23 protein-coding genes are annotated in these 21,557 nt (G+C 45.9%); 3 read left to right on the top strand and 20 right to left on the bottom strand.

The window, feature by feature from the left end; all coding sequences use genetic code 11:
• Positions 1–16: 16 nt before the first annotated feature.
• The 7 genes from NYE49_RS20270 to NYE49_RS20300 all read right to left on the bottom strand — a co-directional run bounded on the left by NYE49_RS20270 (position 17) and on the right by NYE49_RS20300 (position 6,008).
• Positions 17–811, bottom strand: coding sequence for an amino acid ABC transporter substrate-binding protein (locus NYE49_RS20270; protein WP_003227109.1), 795 nt, complete (start codon positions 809–811; stop codon positions 17–19).
• Between the two features lie 24 nt (positions 812–835).
• Positions 836–1,333, bottom strand: a complete 498-nt coding sequence (gene snaB / locus NYE49_RS20275) for a sulfur-containing aminoacid acetyltransferase SnaB (protein WP_014478464.1) — start codon at positions 1,331–1,333, stop codon at positions 836–838.
• A gap of 13 nt (positions 1,334–1,346) precedes the next feature.
• Positions 1,347–2,672 carry an LLM class flavin-dependent oxidoreductase gene (locus tag NYE49_RS20280; RefSeq protein WP_342410714.1) on the bottom strand — a complete coding sequence of 442 codons (1,326 nt, stop codon included), beginning with the start codon at positions 2,670–2,672 and terminating at the stop codon, positions 1,347–1,349.
• A 430-nt stretch (positions 2,673–3,102) separates the two neighbouring features.
• Complete coding sequence (gene yxeI / locus NYE49_RS20285) at positions 3,103–4,089, bottom strand: penicillin V amidase (RefSeq protein WP_342410716.1); 987 nt, start codon at positions 4,087–4,089, stop codon at positions 3,103–3,105.
• 151 nt (positions 4,090–4,240) lie between these two features.
• Positions 4,241–5,053 (bottom strand): sugar-phosphatase, encoded by an 813-nt coding sequence (yidA, locus tag NYE49_RS20290; RefSeq protein ID WP_133954152.1) that lies wholly within the window; start codon positions 5,051–5,053, stop codon positions 4,241–4,243.
• Positions 5,054–5,092: 39 nt separating this feature from the next.
• The gene (locus tag NYE49_RS20295) at positions 5,093–5,650 is read right to left on the bottom strand and encodes a hypothetical protein (protein ID WP_342410717.1); all 558 of its coding nucleotides are present in this window, start codon (positions 5,648–5,650) and stop codon (positions 5,093–5,095) included.
• Positions 5,640–6,008, bottom strand: coding sequence for a DUF3255 family protein (locus tag NYE49_RS20300; RefSeq protein ID WP_327845776.1), 369 nt, complete (start codon positions 6,006–6,008; stop codon positions 5,640–5,642). The genes NYE49_RS20295 and NYE49_RS20300 overlap by 11 nt, the downstream gene beginning before the upstream one ends.
• 146 nt (positions 6,009–6,154) lie before the next feature.
• Here NYE49_RS20300 and cotNE point away from each other — a divergent pair, with 146 nt between their 5' ends.
• Both cotNE and NYE49_RS20310 read left to right on the top strand, forming a co-directional pair.
• On the top strand, positions 6,155–6,520 hold the full coding sequence (cotNE, locus tag NYE49_RS20305; RefSeq protein ID WP_326209053.1) for an inner spore coat protein CotNE: 366 nt from the start codon (positions 6,155–6,157) through the stop codon (positions 6,518–6,520).
• 246 nt (positions 6,521–6,766) lie between these two features.
• Entirely contained in the window at positions 6,767–7,120 is a 354-nt protein-coding gene (locus NYE49_RS20310; protein WP_043858345.1) for a hypothetical protein, read from the top strand.
• A 43-nt stretch (positions 7,121–7,163) separates the two neighbouring features.
• Here the strand turns inward: NYE49_RS20310 and NYE49_RS20315 are convergent, their stop codons facing one another.
• A complete protein-coding gene (locus NYE49_RS20315; RefSeq protein WP_003227087.1) occupies positions 7,164–7,562 on the bottom strand; it encodes a hypothetical protein in 399 nt (132 codons plus the stop codon).
• A gap of 177 nt (positions 7,563–7,739) precedes the next feature.
• Here NYE49_RS20315 and NYE49_RS20320 point away from each other — a divergent pair, with 177 nt between their 5' ends.
• Positions 7,740–8,705 (top strand): iron-hydroxamate ABC transporter substrate-binding protein, encoded by a 966-nt coding sequence (locus tag NYE49_RS20320; protein ID WP_047183452.1) that lies wholly within the window; start codon positions 7,740–7,742, stop codon positions 8,703–8,705.
• A gap of 40 nt (positions 8,706–8,745) precedes the next feature.
• On the opposite strand, the gene NYE49_RS20325 is transcribed toward NYE49_RS20320, so the two are convergent.
• From NYE49_RS20325 to iolD, 12 genes are all read right to left on the bottom strand, one after another.
• Positions 8,746–9,093 (bottom strand): YxeA family protein, encoded by a 348-nt coding sequence (locus tag NYE49_RS20325; protein WP_015715011.1) that lies wholly within the window; start codon positions 9,091–9,093, stop codon positions 8,746–8,748.
• 13 nt (positions 9,094–9,106) lie between these two features.
• On the bottom strand, positions 9,107–10,975 hold the full coding sequence (yxdM, locus tag NYE49_RS20330; RefSeq protein ID WP_047183453.1) for an ABC transporter permease YxdM: 1,869 nt from the start codon (positions 10,973–10,975) through the stop codon (positions 9,107–9,109).
• Positions 10,950–11,723, bottom strand: a complete 774-nt coding sequence (gene yxdL, locus NYE49_RS20335) for an ABC transporter ATP-binding protein YxdL (RefSeq protein ID WP_014115765.1) — start codon at positions 11,721–11,723, stop codon at positions 10,950–10,952. The genes yxdM and yxdL overlap by 26 nt, the downstream gene beginning before the upstream one ends.
• A 143-nt stretch (positions 11,724–11,866) precedes the next feature.
• Positions 11,867–12,844 (bottom strand): two-component system sensor histidine kinase YxdK, encoded by a 978-nt coding sequence (gene yxdK, locus NYE49_RS20340; RefSeq protein WP_015385109.1) that lies wholly within the window; start codon positions 12,842–12,844, stop codon positions 11,867–11,869.
• Positions 12,841–13,530, bottom strand: a complete 690-nt coding sequence (yxdJ, locus tag NYE49_RS20345) for a two-component system response regulator YxdJ (protein ID WP_047183454.1) — start codon at positions 13,528–13,530, stop codon at positions 12,841–12,843. The genes yxdK and yxdJ overlap by 4 nt, the downstream gene beginning before the upstream one ends.
• Positions 13,531–13,637: 107 nt before the next feature.
• Complete coding sequence (gene iolJ / locus NYE49_RS20350; protein WP_015250854.1) at positions 13,638–14,510, bottom strand: 6-phospho-5-dehydro-2-deoxy-D-gluconate aldolase; 873 nt, start codon at positions 14,508–14,510, stop codon at positions 13,638–13,640.
• 20 nt (positions 14,511–14,530) lie between these two features.
• A complete protein-coding gene (gene iolI, locus NYE49_RS20355) occupies positions 14,531–15,367 on the bottom strand; it encodes a 2-keto-myo-inositol isomerase (protein WP_015483926.1) in 837 nt (278 codons plus the stop codon).
• Positions 15,368–15,452: 85 nt separating this feature from the next.
• Complete coding sequence (locus tag NYE49_RS20360; RefSeq protein ID WP_021481028.1) at positions 15,453–16,322, bottom strand: sugar phosphate isomerase/epimerase; 870 nt, start codon at positions 16,320–16,322, stop codon at positions 15,453–15,455.
• Positions 16,323–16,341: 19 nt separating this feature from the next.
• Positions 16,342–17,376, bottom strand: coding sequence for a bifunctional inositol 2-dehydrogenase/D-chiro-inositol 1-dehydrogenase (gene iolG / locus NYE49_RS20365; protein ID WP_014481414.1), 1,035 nt, complete (start codon positions 17,374–17,376; stop codon positions 16,342–16,344).
• Positions 17,377–17,398: 22 nt separating this feature from the next.
• Complete coding sequence (gene iolF / locus NYE49_RS20370) at positions 17,399–18,715, bottom strand: MFS transporter (RefSeq protein ID WP_217000538.1); 1,317 nt, start codon at positions 18,713–18,715, stop codon at positions 17,399–17,401.
• Positions 18,716–18,729: 14 nt separating this feature from the next.
• Positions 18,730–19,623 (bottom strand): myo-inosose-2 dehydratase, encoded by an 894-nt coding sequence (iolE, locus tag NYE49_RS20375; RefSeq protein WP_041338079.1) that lies wholly within the window; start codon positions 19,621–19,623, stop codon positions 18,730–18,732.
• Between the two features lie 15 nt (positions 19,624–19,638).
• Positions 19,639–21,552: a 3D-(3,5/4)-trihydroxycyclohexane-1,2-dione acylhydrolase (decyclizing) gene (gene iolD, locus NYE49_RS20380; protein WP_032725033.1), complete on the bottom strand. Its 1,914-nt coding sequence runs from the start codon at positions 21,550–21,552 to the stop codon at positions 19,639–19,641.
• Positions 21,553–21,557 lie beyond the last annotated feature (5 nt).

A 21,557-nucleotide genomic window follows, 5' to 3' on the forward strand; every position in this document is an offset into this window, starting at 1 on the left:
GAGTCACCGCCGTTTCTTAATGCTTCTGTTCTACTGTGATATCTTCATTAAAGTATTTTTCAGAGAGTTTTTTCAGTGTTCCGTCTTTACGCAATTCATCTAGCGCCTTATTGACTTTTTTGCGGAGCTTGTCGTGCGCATCGTCCTTGGCAAATGGGAATGCAACCTGTTCGTAAACAATCGGATCTCCTGCAAGCTTTAATGGCAAACCGGTCTTCTTGATTTGCGCGATCAATACAGTTCGGCTGTTGACATAAGCGTCTACACGGCCGTACGCAACATCCTTCAGCGTACCCTCTTGTGTTTCGTACGTTTTGATATTGATTTTTTTATCAGGATCTTTGCTTTCAAGGTTTTTCGCGTGGTTTGAACCGAGAACGGCTGCGACTGTCTTGCCTTTTAAATCGTCTACTGATTTGATGTCTGTATTGTCTTTTTTGACGACAATCTGTGTTCCCGCATAAGCGTATGGTTTCGTAAAGTTATACGTTTCCTTACGTTCGTCTGTCACAGCTACCTGGTTGGAAATGGTGTCAAGCTTGCCTGTTTGAAGTTCTCCCATCAGCCCGCTGAATTCAAGCAGCTTCCAGTCCAGTTTCATGTCAATTTTCTTAGCGACTGCTTCCATCACTTCCACGTCAAAACCTGTCAGCTTTCCGTTTTCTTTATAAGCAAATGGGTAACTTTGTCCTGTAGCACCGACATGAAGCACATTGTCATCCTCTTTACTGCTGCTGTTTCCATTGCCGCAAGCTGAGAGCACCGCTAATAATGCAGCAACGACCAGCACTGTCCATTTTTTCATCTTCATTTGATTTTCCCGCCTTTTCTATTTTTATAGATCATGTCGCAATTGTTTTTTCATATAGACTGTGATATGTCCTTTTCCAAGGTCTTGTTCACCTGAGCGGACATATCCTTTTCGTTCGTACATCTCAATCAGCCACGGATGCTTATCCGCTGTTCCGAGTGAGACAAACGGAACCTTTAACGTATCGCGAAGGATTGTTTCCTCCAGCCATTGAAGCAGCTTTGTTCCGATTCCTTTTTTTCCGGTGTCGGGGTCCACAGCAAACCACCAGATATGCGGAACGCCATACGGTCCCGGCTGTTTTCCCCAAGGCATTCTCAAGGTGATGGTCGCAATGATCCGCCCGTCTTCTTCCATGACGTAGCAAGCGTTTTTCCGAATATTTTGCAGCACCAAATCTAAATCCGCATGAGCGGCAGCAAAACGAATGCCGAGCTTTCGAATCGGTTCATAAGCCCGCAATGTCAGTGCGAGGAGCTGTTCAGCATCACGTTCAACTGCAAGGCGATATTGTGGCTTCATCTAGCGTTCCTCCTTACTTTGCATAGCGGTTTACCGGCTTTTCCAAACCGAAGTGCTCTCGTAATGTTGTGCCTTCATATTCTTTTCTGAACACGCCGCGCTCCTGTAAAATCGGAACCACTTGATCAACAAACACTTCAATTCCTTCTGGAAGAAGCGGAGGCATGATGTTAAACCCGTCACATGCTTTCTTATCCACCCATTCCTGCATCTTGTCGGCGAGCTGCTCCGGCGTGCCGACGAAGATATGGTGGCCTCTGGAGCCTGCAACGTATTTGTAAAGCTCTCGTATCGTCATATTGTCACGTTCAGCCATCTCCTGAACAAGCTTGAAGCGGCTCTTCACCGCATTGGAAGCTTCTGCGTCAAGCTTCGGCAGCGGCCCATCAAGCGGATATGCCGACAAATCAATTCCGCCTAAGTAATTTTGGAGAATTTGCAGACCGACAGATGGGATAATCAGATCTTGGAGCTCCTTGTATTTGGCTTGCGCTGCTTCTTCTGTATCGGCAATGATTGGGAAAATACCCGGCATAATGGCAATTTTTTCTGGATCACGTCCGAATTCCGCAGCCTGTTCTTTAATGGATTGATAAAATTCCTGAACTGATTCCAGGTGGTTTTGTGCTGTGAAGATCACTTCTGCTGTTCTGGCAGCCAGCGCTTTTCCGTCTCCTGATGATCCTGCCTGGATAATGACCGGCTGGCCCTGCGGGGTTCTTGAAACGTTCAGAGGTCCGCGAACCGAGAAATAGTCTCCTTTGTGGTTCAGCTCATGCATTTTTTCTTTGTCAAAGAATTCACCCGTTTCTTTATTACGGATAAAGGCGTCCTCTTCCCATGAATCCCAAAGCCCCTTTACAATCTCGACAAATTCCTCTGCCCGCTGATAGCGCAAATGGTGTTCAAGGTGCTTTTCACCGCTGAAATTCAGCGCTGTGGATTCAATAGATGAAGTGACGACGTTCCATCCGGCACGGCCATTGGACAGATGATCCAATGAAGCAAACTGTCTGGCAATATGGAATGGCTCGCTGTATGTAGTGGAGGCTGTTGCTGTCAGTCCGATTTTTGATGTGACCTGCGCCAAAGCAGAGAGCAGGGTGAATGGCTCAAACCTTGTTAATACATTTGGATGTGATTTGCTGTCAATTGAAAGGCTGTCCGCTAAAAACAGCATATCCAGCTTGCCTCGCTCCGCTGTTTTCGCAAGCTCTTTAAAATAATCCAAATTCATGCTCGCATCTGACGGCGCGTCCGGGTGCCGCCAAGACGCAACATGATGGCCTGTACCTGCTAAAAATACCCCTAATTTGATTTGTTTCTTTTTGCTTGTCATGACGATACTCCTTTTATCATATTTTTAGGCTGAATAATCCGAAAAATAAACTCCTATATTCCTAGTCGTTTAATATGAATAAATCAAAATGTACCTTTGTCTTGGACGTTTGTCAATGAGTTAAGATTAAATTTTTCTTTTTAAGCTGAAAAGAATTTCGCAGTATCATGGGACGGCATTTGTGCAACCTGTATACTGGCAAAACCAGTCTGATGCTGAACCTCGTTTTGATCCAAGTTTTATATAAATGTAGCTTGTACCTTATCTCTACTTCCGACCATACGCATTTTGCCGTCGCTTTTGCTCTTTGCTAATAAACGCGCGTGTCGCCGTCGTAGAACGGTCCATTTTCCAACTCATTCAGAAGCTGAGACATCACATAAAAAAATAAGCTGATCCCGGATTCATACCGAAATCAGCTAATTGAATCTTAATTAAGTTCTAGAATACTTTCTTCTGCTTTAGCAGAAAACACTTTAGGCTCAAGGCGGTCTAGGTCTTCATGAAATAAACTCACTTTTTGGATTTGCCGATTGTCATAGTGGTGGAAATAGTAGTTTCCAGTTTCGTTGCACATCACGGAAGTATATTGCGTATAATGAATTTCGTCTTCTTCCGTTATCACTGCGCCCTTTGGTATCGTCATATTTGCCAAAATGTGAAAAGCAGCTGTTACACCTCTCGTTTCATCGGCCGCCGGCTCTAGGTGTTCTTTCAAATAAACAGCTCTGACAAACCGGGAAGGCGGTGTGTAATCCCCCGGCAGACCAACAGTTCCTAAGCCTTGGCCAAAAGCGGAAAGGGCTAATCCGCCCATCTCTTTGCTCTCTAATTGCTTCGGTCTGATTCCTGTATATTGCTGCAGATTGGTTACATGCCATATAAAGTCGGGGCTGTTCGTCATGACACCAGGTTGATTGTCATAGACTTTGAGGCCGTCTGCTCTCGGTTCTATCGTCAGGCTTCGGCCCGTCCGGTCTGACAATATCCAGTGAAGCGGTAAAACTGTATCCAATAGATCTAATTTTTTCTCTACAATCGTTAAAGATCGAATCTTTTCTTTTACATCTTCCAAAGACTGACAGACTGACAGCACCCATGTCACAAACTCATGCGGGGCAATGTGAACGGTGTCTTCCCGTATCGTTTTTTCGTACTCCGCATAGCCCGGAAAATAAAGCGCAGCACACGATAAACCGCTTTCATTAACGCCGTCTGCAAATAATATATTTCCAAGTTTTCTCCCCATACCGATAAATGCGTACTGTGTCTGATGAGCCTTTCCGTCAGCTTCACTATTCCAGCTGTAACGCCGTGGATAGAGAATGACCTCCGTCCCCAGCTGAAATGCAAAATCCATTGTTCTCGCTAATACATGTTTACGGTCAGCAGTTTCCAATGTAAGACTTGTGCACATCTGATTCAATCCCCTTTCAATTCAGGCTAAAATCATACATTTTGTGAACAACTTGTTTTATCAGCATAACGAAAGTCAAATCGATTCGTCAAAGAATTGACATTACATCCAATAAAACGAAAAAATCCAGCCTTTAGAAGGCTGGATTTCATTATTTCGACAAAACAAGCTCGTGAATCGCATGCGCAACACCATGTTCATTATTGGAGCGTGTTTGAAAGTTTGCGGCTTCCAATACTTCTGGGATGGCGTTTGCCATGGCAACCCCGCAGCCCGCCCATTCGATCATTGTCAGGTCGTTCCCGTTGTCGCCTATGCTCATGACTTCAGCCTGCTCGATTCCGAGCAGCTGTGCCAGCTGGCGTACAGCATTTCCTTTGCTGGCTTCCGAGTGCAGAATTTCATAAAAGAAAGGCGCGCTTTTGACCATTGTATATTTTTCTCTCACGTCTTTTGGAATCGATGTAATGACGCGGCTTAAGTTCTCCGGTTTATCAATAAACATCACTTTCGGGATGAGGATATCTTTTGGCACCTCGTCAATCTTGCGGAAATGAAGCGGCACCTGTGTCACATAGGATTCGTATACGGTAAATTCGCTAATATCCCGGTTAGGCGTATACAAATTAGATGAATCAAAGAAATGCATCGGCGTCTTCAGCTCTAAGCTCAGGTCATATAATGAAGTCAAATCATCATAGCCGAGAGACAGCTCCGAGACCACTTCATTTGTATGCGTATTTTGAACAAGCGCTCCATTATACGCAATGACATAGTCGCCTTCTTCAATTAAATTCAGTTCATCTAAATATCTCTGCACACCCCCGATAGGCCGGCCGGTGCAAAGCACAATTTTGACACCTTCCGCTTTTGCCGCGTGAAGGGCGTCGCGGACCTCCTCTGTTACTTCATGATGATCATTTAAAAGTGTTCCATCCATATCAATTGCAATTAGTTTGTACATCCTGCATCTCCTTCATGTCGTTTTCAGGCTATAGTCCCATCATATCGTTTTTTCTTTTTGATATTCAACCGGAAGAGATGGTTTTCTCCGAATTCTATTTAGACGCCGCCCTTGTCTTCGGATACGCAAGCGCGGTTTCCGCTTTCTTTCTGCCTTGACGCCGTTTTCTGCTTTTTTCTGTTTCATCAGCAGAAAGCCCGCAGCTAAAAATGGAATGCCGGTTATATTCAAGATGGCAAGCTTCACACCCGCCGCGATGAAAAAGAACCCCCATGAAGATGAAGGATTCCGTCTGATCATGACGTAAGCCGCCATTTCCAGAACAATCAGGATGGCATGAAGCACTATGCCATAAATCAGCAATACAAGGGCAAAAAACAAAACATAATTCACGATTGCCCCTGAGTACATCATAGCGCGCATCATTTGTATAAACGATAAGGACTGCATGGAGCCGCTGATGACATTAGGGTTATAGATCGTATAGTCACTAAATACATGTTTGACTTTGAGAAAAGCCCATAATATAAATATCCACTGAATGATATGTAAAACAAGCCCCGCTGCCACCAGTCTCTCAGCTTTTTTATTTCTCATCTTTCTCCTCCCTGCCGGTCTTTGATTCGATTCTTGTCATCGTTTTTGTCTGGCCATTTTGCTCCCATATCAATGTCCCGTTTTCTCCCCTTTTCAGCGTGCTTTTGAGCGGATAATAGGGGCCGAGGTACTGAATCTCGATAGACCCGTCAGTGCTTTGGGAAATCACCTTGTATGCCATAAAAGGCAGCTGCACCTCTCCTCTTCCTTCAATGACTTCCGTCTCCACTACCTCATCTTTGGTAAATGTGACTGTTGCTGATTTCACGCCATCCGCTGGCCCGGGGGCAAGCCCCTCATCCCACGTTCCGTAATAAAACGGCGTCTCTTCTTTTTGCTGTTGGCAGCCCGATACCATAATGCATACAGCAGTTAAAAGCAAAATGCCATATTTGTTTCTCAAGGGGATCACATCCTTTCCTCCTCTTTTTGGGCGAATGCCGTGCCGCTGTGCCAATGACTACATAAGTTATAAGGAATTCACCCACAAGGAGATTGATCATAATGAACCCTTATCAATATTACAGCCCTCAGCTGCCTCAGCAGGAACCTTACTATAGCCACTATGAGTACAATTCTTATCCGCAGCAGGATGTATACGATCCATACCAAATGGATAGACAGCCGGCATTAGAAAGAAGAATCGCAGCACTTGAACGGCAAAATCAACAGCAGTCGAGAGAATTAACCCGTCTAACAAACGAAGATCGCCGTCAAAACCGCGAAATTGCGCGGCTGGCCGAACAGGTCAATCAGCTAAGCCAGACTGTTGAACGCCATACACGCCGCCTAAATCGGCTCAATCAGCGCCTCCGCACAGTAGAAAACAGGCTGAATATCCCATTTACTGCAGGGGAAGGCGGTTTCTGAGCAAGCAAAGAAAAAAAGCGGAATACGATTCTCCCATTTCAGGGTTTCGTTTTCCGCCATTCTTATATGTTAAAACGGAACATTTACATAAAAAGGGTTTGTACCCAGTATACAATCTTTACCGTTTTCATTCAAAGACAGAGGGGCTGAGGAAAATAATTGTAGTTCCTTATTTGCAGAATTTCTTTTCAATCAGGTTGCATGATAATACCGACTCACGTCAATCGATACATGGAGGGATCATTCATGCATAATACACAACACGGCTTGCAGCAGCTGAACCAATGCCGCCAGACTGCTCAGCAGCTCATTCAGCAAACACAGCAAAGCAGCCAGCAATATCGCCACATGCTTCATCAGGAACAGCAAAACATCCAAATGCTGCAGCAGATTCTAAACCACGAACAACAAGCTGCGCATACCATTCAGCAAGCGCTGCACGGGCATGACATGGCGATTCAAAAGTGCCAGCAGGTTGTCAACATGTGCAACCAAATGCAACAGGAACTTACTGGACAATCCAGCGTCATGAATACGAATGTGTCTACACTTCCATTCGGCCAAAACACGCCATTTCAGCAGCAATCCTACCAGCAGTAACATATAAAAAGCTCAACACAATGCGAGTGTTGAGCTTTTTTTCTTACTGTTCTTTGCGAATATGTATATCCTGAATAGACTGTTTCGGTGCATGAAATCTGCTCTCGGCTTCACTTCTTGCCTCGGCAAAAGCCCGCGCCTCCACATGATCTTTGTAGACATCCAGCTGAATCAAATACAGCGGGCGCACTTTAAATCCATGAATAATGGTCACCGCCCATAACGGGACCACAATAAAAACACCGGGCAGATCGGGCAAAACAAAACCAAACGCAAAAATGAAAAAATAAATGATGCCGTACATGATCCACTTTCTATTTCTAACCTTGATGCCAATAAATAAAAAGGCAAAAAAACTGGTAATGGCAAAAGGCATGAAAATAAACAGCATCCACCAGCTATGCAGCCATTCCCAAGCGGAACCTCTTTTTGTAATTCCCATATTTTTCTCCTCCTATTTACCTATAATAATCGATTAGGCATACCGCGTCACCCATAAACGGGAAAAACTTTCTCCCTTAAAAATAGTGATAGACGGAGAACAGGTTTCTTGCTATATTATTAATTGATAATGATAATCATTACTAATCTATTGAGATACATAGTGGGAGGGTTCTTGATGAAAAAGAACATATTGCTCGTGGGCTTGCTTGTGCTGCTTCTCATGTTTGTCAGCGCTTGCAGCGGCACGGCTTCTAAAGGGAGCTCAAGCGATTCTGCTTCCGAAAAAACAGAATTGAGAACATACAAATCACCAAAAGGGAACGTCAACATTCCTGCACATCCGAAACGCATCGTCACTGATTTTTATGCCGGTGAATTGCTGTCTGTCGGGGCCAATGTGGTCGGCTCAGGCTCATGGTCATTTGATAATCCGTTTTTAAAATCAAAACTGAAAAATGTGAAGGATGTTGGTGATCCAATCAGCGTTGAAAAAGTGATGGAGCTTCAGCCTGACTTAATTGTTGTCATGAATGAAGAGAATGTTGATAAATTAAAGAAAATCGCTCCGACTGTTGTCATACCTTATAACACAGCGAAAAACGTAGAAGACACAGTCAGCATGTTCGGAGATATCGCCGGAGCGAAAGACAAAGCAAAATCATTTATGGCTGGCTTTAACAAAAAAGCGGAAGCAGCTAAAAAGAAAATTGCCGGCGTCATCGACAAAGATGCGACCTTCGGCATTTATGAAAACACAGACAAGGGCGAATTCTGGGTGTTCAATGACAATGGCGGACGCGGCGGCCAAGCTGTATACAATGCACTTGGGTTAAAAGCGCCTGAAAAAATTGAGCAAGATGTCATCAAAAAAGGAGAGATGAAACAGCTCTCTCAAGAGGTTATTCCTGAGTATGCCGCAGATTATATGTTCATTACGGATTACAACCCGAAAGGCGAAAGCAAAACACTCGACAAGCTAGAGAATTCCTCTATTTGGAAGAACCTTGACGCTGTTAAACATAATCGCGTGTTTATCAATGACTTTGACACGTTCTACCCGTATGATCCGATTTCTGTCAGCAAACAGGTGGATATCATCACCGACATGCTGATCAAACGGGCCGAAGAAAATAAAAAATAAAAAAACGGCACAGTCATCACGCTGTGCCGTTTTTTATGAATCACTTTAATTTTGACTGCACGGAGTCCGGCATATCTTCAAACTTGACTTCTTCCCAAGTCTCGACATACTTTCCTTTCGCCTTCACCTTCAAATACGCGTTCTTCCGAAGCTCTTTGCCGGCGAAAAAGGTCACTTCTTCTTTTTTTCCGGATGCATTGTATCCGTCTAATGTATATTCAGTACCGCCTGGGCTAAGATGTTTGCCATCTCGATCAATCTGAACATAGACATCTTGCTGGTGAATAAACGGATTAAATCTGTCTGTAACATCGTTATGAAAAAAGAGAAGCCCGCATATTACGGCAGCAGCCGCCAAGACGGCCAGGATTGCCATTGCTTTTTTCATCTTTGCACTCCCCTTACTTGTTCATTTTTTTCAAATAGCTTGACCGCACCGCGAGGAAGAATAGAAGCTGAAAAATGAAAAACCCTCCGATGGTAAGACTGAGCGGCCCCGCGACATCGGAATATCCTTCCACAGCCAATGTTCTCAAGGCAAACAGTGTATGCATGACGGCAATGACAAATGGAAAGAAGAAAAGAATGGCCAATTGTATTGTCACGCTTTGTGCCATTTCACGCTCACTCAGGCCGATTTTGGCCAGTGAACGGTAGCGCTCCCGGTCTTCATCTAAATCAGTGAACAGCCTGAAGTATAAGAAACTTGCTGCCGCGACAAAGAATACAATTGCGATAAACAGGCCGATAAATAAACTCAGGCTCGGCAGCTGCACCGTATCATAGTAGGTACCAGCTTTTGAAGCAAAATCAGAATGCACGTCGATATAATTGCCGTAAATCTCATTTTGCAAGGATTGGCTGATCTCAAGACTGTCTTTCCAATGATCATAGCTGTAGCCGTATAATGACGCTTTATCACCGAGTGATTTCAGCTGATCAAAGGTTTGATCATTCACTGCGATGATGGCATTCAATGAGATCAGCGGTTTTTTGACTTCTTTTACCGACAGTTTTTGTCCGGACAGCTTGCCTTTTTGGTTCAGCAGTTTCAGCTGATCCGGCGCTTTGTTTTTGAAATTGCGGTCATACGTGCCCGGGAAATAGACAGCCTCATCATTTTTCAGGCCGCTCAGCTTAACATGGAAGTACTTTGATACATCCGATTTGCTGATCATGTAAACAGGGGGAACAGTTTCTCCTTCCTGATAGCGAACATAGGAAACATCTATTTTGTCTTTCTTATACGTAAAGCCGTGTGTTTTCAGTTCATGGTCAATATCTTTCAAATGAGTCTGTTCTTTTGGATTGTTGCTGTAGGATAAATACTCCATTTCATAAGCGGACTCTTCCGCCCCGACAGTCGATTTGTACATTGCGAGCACGCCTGTCGCAGTAAACGCAACCGCGGAAATAATGCTGACAATAAAGAACAGGCGGGCGTTGTCTTTTAAACGATAGACAAGGTCAGAAACCCAAATGACGTTTTTCCCGCGCAGATAAAAGGTTTTCCACTTCTTCAGCGCGCGCAGAATCCATATGCTGCTTTGGCTGAAAAAGAAATATGTTCCGATGACGGTGAGCAGTAAAATGATAAACGGTTCGGCCCCGTGGACATTGCCTTTAAGAACCATGCCGTACCCGCCGCACAGACAGGCGATGCCGAATAAGGACAGAAGCACGGACGGCTTAGGCTCCGGCTTAACCTTGTCAGTGCCCTTTATTAATTTGATAACCGTATTTGATCTGACAAAAAGGATCGTAAACTGCGATAAAAAGAAAAATAAGAGCAGAAATCCGCAGGCCGTAATACCGAGCGCTTTCCAAGGCATATACAAAGGCAGCGCGTCCATTTCTAAAATATAAGCGCCGACCGTAAAGAACGTCTTTGAAAAAATGAATCCTCCGATAATGCCGGCTGCAATTGACATGACGCCGATGATCATATTTTCCGCAGTAATGAGCTTTCTCAGCTGCCCCGGCGTGATGCCCTGCATGAGCAGGATGCCGAATTCTTTATTTCTCGATTTCAAAAATGCGTTAACCGAATACAGAACAAATAAGAAAGAAAAAACAAAGATCATCCATTCCGCAGCGGTTAAGCCTTTTTTGGCGATATTATTCAGGTAGCCTTCCTTTAATGCCGGATGAAACAGGAACATCGCAAAGGTAAAGAAAATCAAAACGGAAAAGGCGCTGCTTAAAAAGAATGCAAGATAGGCCCTTTTGTTTCTCGTGACGTTTTTATAAGCGAACTGAAGAAAGGTCATTTGCGTTTCCCCCCAGCATAGACAGCACATCGAGAATTTGTTCATAAAATACTTGGCGGTTTTCCCCGCGGTAAATCTCATTAAACAGTTCGCCGTCTTTTATAAAGATGACGCGGCGGCAGTAGCTTGCCGCAACAGGATCGTGGGTCACCATCAAAGCCGTGACATGATCATCCTGATTCAGGCTCTGCATCGTTTCCATGACGTCTTTTGACGCTTTGGAATCAAGGTTGCCCGTCGGTTCATCGGCCAGGATGAGTGACGGCTTATGAATGACCGCTCTTGCGATGGCGGCACGCTGGCGCTGTCCTCCGGATACTTCAAACGTCCGTTTGTTGAGCAGGTTTTCGATTCCGAGCTTTGCCGCGATGCCTTGCAGTTTTTCTTCCATTACAGACGGTGCTTCTTTTTCAAGCGTTAACGGCAGCATGATATTTTCACCGATTGTCAGCGTGTCCAGAAGGTTGAAATCCTGAAACACAAATCCGAGCTGCTTGCGGCGGAAATGAGCGAGCTTTGTCCGCTTCAGGCGATGCGGGTTTTCTCCGTGAATCAGGATATCGCCTGAATCCGGACGGTCGATCGTTGAAATGATATTCAAAAGCGTTGTTTTTCCGGACCCGGACGGCCCCATCACCGCCGTGAACTCGCCTTCTTCTATTGAAAATGAAATTTGCTTTAAGGCTTGATAGGACACTTGTCCTTTATAGGTTTTATTTATATGTTTGACTTCAAGCATATTCGCCATGAAAATCCTCCTTATGGTTTTATTCTTGTTGATCTGGGCTGCTTTCATGTAGTGCCGGGACGTTCAACATAAAAATCCCCTTGACATAAATCCATGTTATCAAGGGGAAACAAAGCGGGCTATGTTGTTTTCTTAACGCAGCCTTACATTTTTGTAAGAAATGAAAATCGAACTGATGTCCCTTCACCGGGAGACGAGCTGATGTCTACCGTATGATTGAGCTTATCTGTAATTTCTTTGACGAGATGGAGGCCGATTCCCGTAGATTCTTGGAAACGCCGCCCGTTTTCCCCGGTGTAATAAGGGTCAAACACCCGCTTGATGTCTTGCGAGGGAATCCCGACACCGTAATCTTTGACTTCAAGCACCGTCCTGTCTTCATCGCGGAAGACATTCAGCTCAAGTCTGTCACTCTTGCCCGCTGAATACTTGACCGCATTTGTGACCACTTGGCCGATCGCAAATTTGAGCCATTTGGCATCGGTGTAAATCTGATGATCATCGCAAACGTTCATTTTCGGATAAACGCGATATTGAATAAAAAATCGTTTATAGCTTTGAATGACTGATTGGAGAAGCTCGGACAGGGAAACCGCTTCGATTTTAAAATCCCGTTCAAACAGGTCGAGCCTTGAAGAATAAAGAAGCGTCTCCAGCCCGAATTCAATCTGCCGGACTTCTTTTTTGATTTGTTCAAAAACGGGCTCATCCTCTTCTTGAATGATTAAATTAATGACCGACAGCGGCGTCTTTACTTGGTGCACCCATTGATTCATATACGTCACCCGCGCGTCAAGCTTGGCTTCGGTCTCATGGAGCTTCTGGTGCTGCAGCCGGATCAGCTCCATCTGCTTTTCATACAGCTCTGAACAGAACACTGAAGAACCGAGATACGGGATATCCGTCCCTTCCTGCCCCGAGCTGAGCCAATGATACACGCCGCGATCTTTGTACCAGCGATAGGCAAGATAGCCAGCCAAAATAAGAAGCTGCACGCCCAATATGTAAAACAAGTGAGAAAAAGAATGAAGACCCGCAAACCAGTAATAAAAGAAGACAAACAGCCCTTGAAGGAGAAAAAGCAGAATCAGCACTGCATGAGACCGGAGAAACAGCTTCATGACTGCGCCCTCAGCTGGTAGCCTTCGCCCCGCACCGCTTCGATAGAAACAGGCGCATTCAGCTCCCGCAGTTTTTTTCTGAGCCGCGTGATATACACGTTAAGTGTATTATCATCGATGAATATGTCGGTGTCCCACGTCTTTTCCATGAGACGGTCCCGACTCGTCACCTTTTCTCCCCGCTCAAGCAGCACTTCCAAAAGCGAGCTTTCTTTTTTAGAAAGCTCGCTTTTTTCATCCTGAAAACGCAGTTCAAACCGTTCCACAAAGAGCTGGACGCCGGCATATTCAACCACTTTCTCTCCCTGCTTTGCGGCGTACTCCCCGTACGCCCTCCGGATCTGGCTTTTGATTTTCGCCAGCACAATATCATAAGAAAACGGTTTTTCGATATAATCGTCTCCCCCATTTTCAATCGCCATTACCTGATCCATTTCCCCGCTTCTGGCAGAAATAAAGATGATTGGGCTTGTGGAGTGCTGGCGGATCTGCCGGCACCAATAATATCCGTCATATGCCGGCAAATTGATATCAAGCAGCACCACATCGGGCTTCTCCCGCAAAAAGACATCAAGAACAGTTGTAAAATCCGCGGCGACCACTGTTTGATATCCGTATTTTTCAAGGTAATTCTGCAATAGTCCGCGAATGTCTTCACTGTCTTCCACAATCATGATTTTATTCAAACTGAACCACTCCCGTTTCTTACACTGCTGCCATCATCATAATCGTTTTGGGCGTATGGACGCAACACCGCACAAAAAAACCGCCATCTCGGCGGTTTCTGGTCTCTTTAGCCGACCTGCTGCTTAGCTGCTTTACCGGCTGATCCGAACTCTCTCATTTTGCTTCGCACTGTCTCTTCCACAGCTTCAATGCCGGGTGTCAAATAGCCGCGCGGTTCGTACAGATCGCTGTTTTCTTGAAACATGCGGCGTGTTTCGTCTGTCCACGCTACCATACATTCCGTATTGATATTGATCTTCGCGTGGCCGAGCGTGATGGCTTTTTTGATCTGATCCTGCGGAATCCCGGATGCCCCGTGAAGAACGAGGGGAATATCAGTCATGCGGGAGATAGCCTCCATTTCCTTAAATCCGAGATTCGGCTCACCCTGATATTTGCCGTGTACAGAGCCGAGGGCGGCGGCCAGCGCGTCGATATTGGTTTCTTTAACGATCCGCTCACATTCCGTGATATCGGCATAGCGGACCCCGCCGACCAGTCCGTCTTCCATTCCGCCGACCGTGCCGACTTCGGCTTCTACTGACACGCCGTGTTTTGCGGCATAATCGGTGACTTCTTTTGTCATCGCGATATTCTCGTCAATCGGCTGATGGGAGCCGTCAATCATCACTGAGCTGAATCCGGCATCAATGGCCTGTCTGCAGCGTTCCGCACTGCTGCCGTGATCGAGATGAAGCACGACCGGAACGGTAATCGCCATGTCCTCCATTAACGCGCCTACCATGGCGGCAATCGTTTTAAATCCGCCTAAATAGTCGACCAGGCGATCAGAAGCCGCGGCGATGACCGGTGATTGCTCCTTTTGCGCTGCCTGCAAAATCGCCTTCGTCCATTGCAGGCCGTTGATATTAAACTGGCCAATTGCATATTGCTCCCGCTTTGCATCTTCAAGAAGCTCTTTCATCGATACAAAAGCCATGTCCACCCCTCCTTTATCCATTACATGCTGAAGTATTTTGATACAACATCAACCGTTGTTTTTTTCGCTGTTTGAATGGCTTCCTCAGCAGTCAGCTTATAGTATTCAGGCCGGAAGAGCTCAACCGAAACAACATCAGAGAAGCCGATTTCCTTCAGTGCTGATAAGTGGGCATCTAAGTCAATTGCCCCTTGTCCCGGCCATACACGATCCTCATCTGTTAAAAAGCCGATTGGGAAATCTTCTGTATCATCAATATGATAGATGAAGATTTTCTTTCCGTCCGCCTGCTTTAAGCTCTCAATATTTGAACCCATTGCATGGAAGTGAAAACTATCAAGGACAAGCCCGACATTGTCACGGTTAACTGTGTTTACGATCTCATACGCCTGTTCAAACGTATTGACCGTACATTGCGGATGGCCGACAAATTCAAGCGCGATTTTTACGCCGTACGGCTCCGCGATATCTGACAGCTCAGTCAGCACGTCTACACTGCTCTTTTTGATCTCTTCTTTTACAATCTTCTGCTCTGTCACAAGCGGAACGGCCACCACATATTTCACACCGAGGGTTTTGCATGTTTCCATCATGCCTTTAAATTCAGTGATGATCTCGTTGTGGCCCTTTTCATCACGGTTGTTGAAGAAAACAAGCGCGTTTAAAGCAAGCGGTTTGATGTGATGGGTTTGAAAATATTCCGCAAGATCTGCCAATGAATGATCTTTTAAGTACTCGGGCAACTTATCCATTGTGCGGATTTCAATATAATCATAGCCGTGCTTTTCGCATAGTTCTAAATCCTGTTTAAGGTTTGAGTTTTCCAATGTTGTCGCTTCATTAAAACAAAGTTTCATGCCAGACTCCCCCATCTGCGTTTTAGATATGAAGGGAGTTCGGCAGGAAGGCTGTCGCCATATCCCGCCGAACTCCATGCTCAGCTTATGCCAGACCTAATTCTTCTTTCATTTTCTTAAGCATAAATCGGCTTGATTCATCCGCTCTTTCATCGACCCAAGCAAATACGGCATTCGTCGCAATTCCGTCGAACTTCATCTCTCTCAGTTTTCTGAAAATCGTATCAAAATCAACCTCACCTTGGCCAATGTCCAAATGCTGGTGAACCGTTACTTTCGCGTCAGGCGGATTGACGATGTAGCGAAGCCCATGAGCCGCTTTATGATTATAGGTATCTGCAAATAAAACATGTGTGAGGCGGTCGCCGGCTTCGTCAAACATGGTCTCGATGTCGCCTTTGCCGTCATCATAGAAGAACGTATGCGCAGTCGAGTAGACAAGATTGATCCAATCCTTGTCAAGCGCGCGGATCATATCCATCGCACCTTTGTGCGTTTCGATAAAATCGTATGGGTGGGCTTGAAGATTGAGTTTCATACCTTCTTTTTCAAAGACTGGCAGAAGCTCATCCATGGATTTGATAAATTTTTCTTCACTTGTTAAAGGATCATATTTTGAACCGCTGAATTCGCTGTTCATCAAATCCACTTCAAGTTCAACGGCAATTTCGATTGCCCGTTTCCAATTGCGCACCGCTGCCTGCCGGCGGTCTTCATCAGGACCCGCCCAGTGGTAAAGAGGAAGAAGCGATGAAAGCTTAACACCTGTATCTCTTAAAAGGCGCTTTAATTGTTTGATCTTTGCTGAATCGACTTTCGGATATTTATAAAACGGGCAAAAATCCTCGCGCGGAGACAATTCGATATATTCATAGCCAAGCTCCGCCGTTTTATAGACCGTTTCCTCTAAAGTTAAATCATCACGATACATGGATGGATCCAATGCTAACTTCATATTTTCACTCCTCTGTTTTTTAGTTTTGAACTGTTGTAAAAGATTGATAGAATTCCGGTTTTTCCTTCAATTCAACCTTTTCTTTTTGTCCAGATTCCTGGGCTTTCACACACGCGTCAGTCGTAACAGCAGCAATATAGCCGTCCCATGCCGTCGGTCCGCTGACCTCGCCTTTCTTTTGAATCGAATCAATAAAGTCTTGGATTTCCACATCATACGCAGCGACAAAGCGTCTCTGCCAATCCATCAAAATATCAGTGCTGAATTTGCCTTCTTTTCTCAAGCTGATGCTTGATGGCTCGGGAAGCTTGATGATGCCGTCTTCTCCGACGATTTCGCATTGAATGTCATAGCCGTATTTACAGTTCACATAGATTTCAGCATTGATGACGATACCGCCTTTTGTTTCAATTACGACGATTTGCGGATCTTTTAAATGCGGGAGCGCATTTTTCGATTTTTTCGGGTAGATGACTTGAACGGACTCGTAGTCATCGTTGACGAGCCAGTGCAGTACATCAATTTCATGAACAAGCGTGTCGACTACAGCCATATCGGTTGTGTAGTTATCTCCTACAGTCGGGTTGCGGTGCGCGCAGTGAATCATAAGCGGTTCGCCAATCACATGGTTATCGAGTGCTTCCTTCAGCTGTACGTAACCGCTGTCATAACGGCGCATGAAGCCGACTTGAACAAGGCGTTTGCCCACTTTGATTTCTTCTTCGACGATTCGCATGCATCCTTCAGCCGTTGTCGCGAGCGGTTTTTCACAGAACACATATTTCTGGGCTTTAATGGCTTTCAGCACGCTTGACTCATGCGCAGGCCCCCAGCTTGTCACTAAGACAGCGTCTACATTTTCGTCTGCAAGCAGGCTGTCATCATTCGGATAAACCGTCGCGTTTAATTGGTATTGCTCAACGACCTTTTGTGCAGCTTCTTGATTAACATCCGTTACAGCTACAATTTCCGCGCCGGACAGCTTGTTGGTGATGCGGTTAATATGTTCTTTTCCGATTGCTCCAGTTCCAATTACGCCAATACGTAAACTCATTGACAGCCACTCCTTCTGTTGGTTACATGATTTTGCTTTCTGTTCCTTGCTTTACTTGGCTCTGAGGAGATCCGTAGAGTTCCTCTTGAATTTGTTCAAGCGACTTGCCAGACGTATTCGGCGCAAAGAGCAGCCCGATGATCATACTGGCCGTCACACATCCGAGAAGAATTGCAGCCATCGTTCCAATGCCGAAATTGGTGATAATCATTGGGACAAACAGACTCCAAATCCCTATTGAAATACGGACAAGGAAAAACATCAGTCCTTGTGCGGAAGCACGATATTGCGTAGGAAAGATTTCGCTGGCCCATAACTGATAGTTCGCTTGCTGCCCGGCTCCGTTATTGATGCCGATCACGACAATAAACAGGAGCAGAATCGGCAGGCCTTCAACTGGCAGCAGAAACAGTGTCCACCCGATCACCGCCATGAAAGCGGCGATTCCAAATACGGTTTTTCTATATTTGTCGGCAAAGGGCATGAAGATCAAGGCGACCCCCAATCCTGTGAAGATAAACAGCCCCATTTGCAAAAGGTTGGCCATGTTGGCAGATACACCGCCGACCTGCTGATAAATGTATGGCATAAAGAAGCCCATGACCCCGGCGGCTAAGTTCCAAACCAAGTACACACCCATCAAAAACAATATGCTTTTGAGATACATAGGTTTGAGCAAATCAAAATACGATGTCTTATGCAATACAGCCGGCTTCTCTGCCTGAGCATCCTCCGGCTGATTTTTTGTCTGCCAGGCGTCTGATTCCGGAAGCCTGATTCTCAGGATGTACGTAATCAGCGCAATCACAAGCAGATGGGCAAATACAATTTTATTTCCCAGGAGTCCCAAGTCACCGGCCAGTACGGAGAGGAGCAGTACAACGACAGCGCCCGCGGCCCAAGCGACTTGTGCTACGCCGCAATGCCTGGCCCGATTCTTCTTTGGCGCATTTTCCGCAATAATGGTCCATGACGCGGTTATATCAGCTCCTACTGATAAACCGATAATGATGTAACCGCTTAACAACATGGGGAAATTAACCCCGAACAAAACCAAACAAATCCCTAGTGCATAAACCAGCATACTATTGGTATAAACAGCCTTCCGTCCGACTTTATCAGCCAGAAACCCGCCAAGCAGCGCACCGACAGCGGCAGAAATCGCATTTGCGCTCAGCGCGCCGAGCAGCCCGATTTGCGTATCGGATAGCTTAAGGTAACTGACCCATAATGATAAACCGGCGGAGCCTGCCACAATTGAACCGGCATCAATATAGTTGGCCAATGCTGCCGCGATTGTCCGTTTATTGAAGGCTGAATCTCCATTGGTATTGCCCATATGTTCATTCCCCATTAAGCCAGATCCAACAACTGCTGATCAATATAGTTTCTCGCAATCAATGCATACTCCAGCGGGTTTGCAACATCGGGGTCTTGTTCAGCTTCAATGACAATCCATCCGGAATAACTGTGCTTCAACAGCAGCTGATATACTTCTCTAAAGTCAATGCAGCCGTCACCGGGAACCGTAAACATGCCTTTTAAAAATGATTGCCGGAACGATTGTCCTTCGAGCCTGCATTGTTCCATGACATTCAGGCGGGCATCCTTAAAGTGCACATGCTTAATGCGGCCGATATGCTTCTCAAGCATCCCCATGTAATCGCCGTCAGAAATATACGCATGGCCTGTATCATAGAGGAGGTGTACATGCGCAGGGTCAGTTCCTGCCATCAGGCGGTCCACTTCTTCCGCTGTTTGGACACCAGTGCCGAGATGATGATGATAGACAAGCTTCAAGCCATGCTGAGCGGCAATTTCGCCAAGGTGATTCAGCCCTTCGCAAAGCCGCTCCCATTCATCATCCGTAAAGTGCGGCTTCTCTGTGAACACGTTTTTCTCCAAGCTTTGCACGCTGTACGTTTGTTCAGAGACAACTGCGACATCCGCGTTTACTTGCTGCAAATACTCACAATGCAGGGTAAATGCCTTTGCCGCTTCACCAAGTCCGTCACGCAAAATAAAACTGCTGAACCATTTTCCTGCAATGCGTAAGTTCCGAAGCTTCAGCTCTTTGTTCAGGATGGCAGGTTCGGGGAAAAAGCCCCCGACCTCCGTGCCTTGAAAACGCGCGACAACGATATCACTTAACAAATGCTGAAGTGTATTTCCCGCTCCAATTTCAGGCATGTCATCATTCCGCCACCCAATGGGAGCGATTCCCCACAGGATTTCATTTTTGCCCATCTTGGTGCCTCCCCTCTAATACTGCTTCGCAGATTCCAGCTTTTTCTCTTTTGCTTCGTATGCCTTCTGAACGCTTTCTTGTTCAGATACCTCTGCCACCCCGACATGCCACCAGCTGTCATATCCGTCCGTCATTGTTTTAGGCAGCACCTTCATTTCAATTAATGTTGATACATCCTGTTTCTTCGCATCCTCTAACGCCGCTTTTAATTCTTCTACTGTGTTTGCGCGGTAGGTTTTCGCGCCGTATCCCTCAGCGACTTTCGCGTAATCGACATTCAGGATTTGGTTGTCATCTGTGCGGAACTCGCAATAGTAGCTGCCGCTGCCGTGATCCATTTGCAGGTTGTTGATGCATCCGAACCCTGAGTTGTCAAAGAGCAGCACATTGATTTTCTTGTTGTACTGAATCGCCGTGATCAATTCAGAATGAAGCATCAGGAAGCTGCCGTCTCCGACGATTGAATACACTTCTCTGTCAGGGTGGGCCAGTTTAAGACCGAGTGTCCCGGACACTTCATAGCCCATGCAAGAATACCCATACTCCAGGTGATACGTATTCGGAACATTAGAATGCCACAAACGCTGCAAATCTCCTGGGAGTGAGCCTGCTGAACAGATGATGACGCTGTCTTCAGGAATCGTCTCGTTGATTGTCAGCAATGCCGTTGTTTGCGGAAGCTCAGTATTCAACGCGTCAGCATATTCATTCAGAACCTCTTGAGAAAAATGATGTTTGATTTCCGGGTCAAATGCTTCCCGCTTAAACGTCACTTTGCTGAGACGCTCGCGTTCAGCGAGCCATTCGTCCTTCAGCTCCCGGATCGTTGTGCCGAACTCGCTCTCATAGCCTTCAAGCAAGCCGTGCAGTTTGCCAAGCGTCACTTTCGCATCCGCCACCACTTGGAATGCATCAAGTTTATACGCCTGCATTCGGCTGACGTTAATGTTCAAAAACTTCGCTTTATCAAAATCAAAAGCGGTCTTAGAGGATGTCGCAAAATCTGTATACCTTGTGCCTATGCCGATAATCAAATCAGCTTGGCGGGCCGCTTTGTTTGCCGCAAGTGTACCTGTGATGCCCATTCCGCCAAGGTTGTTCGCAAAATCTGCCTCAACAGTAGACTTTCCTGCCTGCGTTTCAACTAACGGAATGTTATAGGCTTCAGAAATGGCAACCAATTCATCGCGCGCACCGGAATATTTTGCGCCTCCGCCGACGAGAATCACAGGTTTTTTGCTGGATTTAATCAGCTCCGCCGCACCTTGAAGCTCGCGCTCGCTCGGCTGCATGCGATCAATATAGTGAACCCGTTTGACGAAGAAACTTTCATCAAAATCGTATGCTTCCCCTTCAACATCCTGAGAAATACAAATCGTTGCCGGACCTGCTTTTGCCGGATCAGTCATGACTTCAAACGCGCGCAGCAAACTGCTCATCAGCTGCTCAGGGCGCGTAATGCGGTCCCAGTATCTCGATACAGGTTTCAATGCATCGTTTGTCGTAATCGCCGCACTGTATTCTTGCTCCATTTGCTGCAGTACAGGGTCTGGCTGTCTTGTCGCAAATGTGTCTGCCGGAATCAAGAGAACTGGGATATTGTTTGCCAATGCAGTGCCGGCTGCCGCCACCAAGTTAGCCGCTCCCGGTCCGACGGATGTAGACACCGCATATATTTTTCTTCTCAGCATTTGCTTGCTGTACGCCATGGCCGCATGCGCCATTCCTTGTTCATTTTTCCCTTGATAGACTTTCAAATGGCCTGCATCCTGCTCAAGCGCCTGCCCGATCCCTAATACGTTTCCATGACCGAAAATCGTGAAAATCCCTTCGACAAAAGGCTCTTCCTTTCCATCAACATGGATGTACTGCTGGTTTAAGAATTTAATCAGCGCCTGTGCTGTTGTTAAGCGAATTTTCTTACCCACAAACG

This window comes from Bacillus sp. FSL L8-0358, assembly GCF_038593095.1.
GTDB classification, from domain to species: Bacteria; Bacillota; Bacilli; order Bacillales; family Bacillaceae; genus Bacillus; species Bacillus subtilis.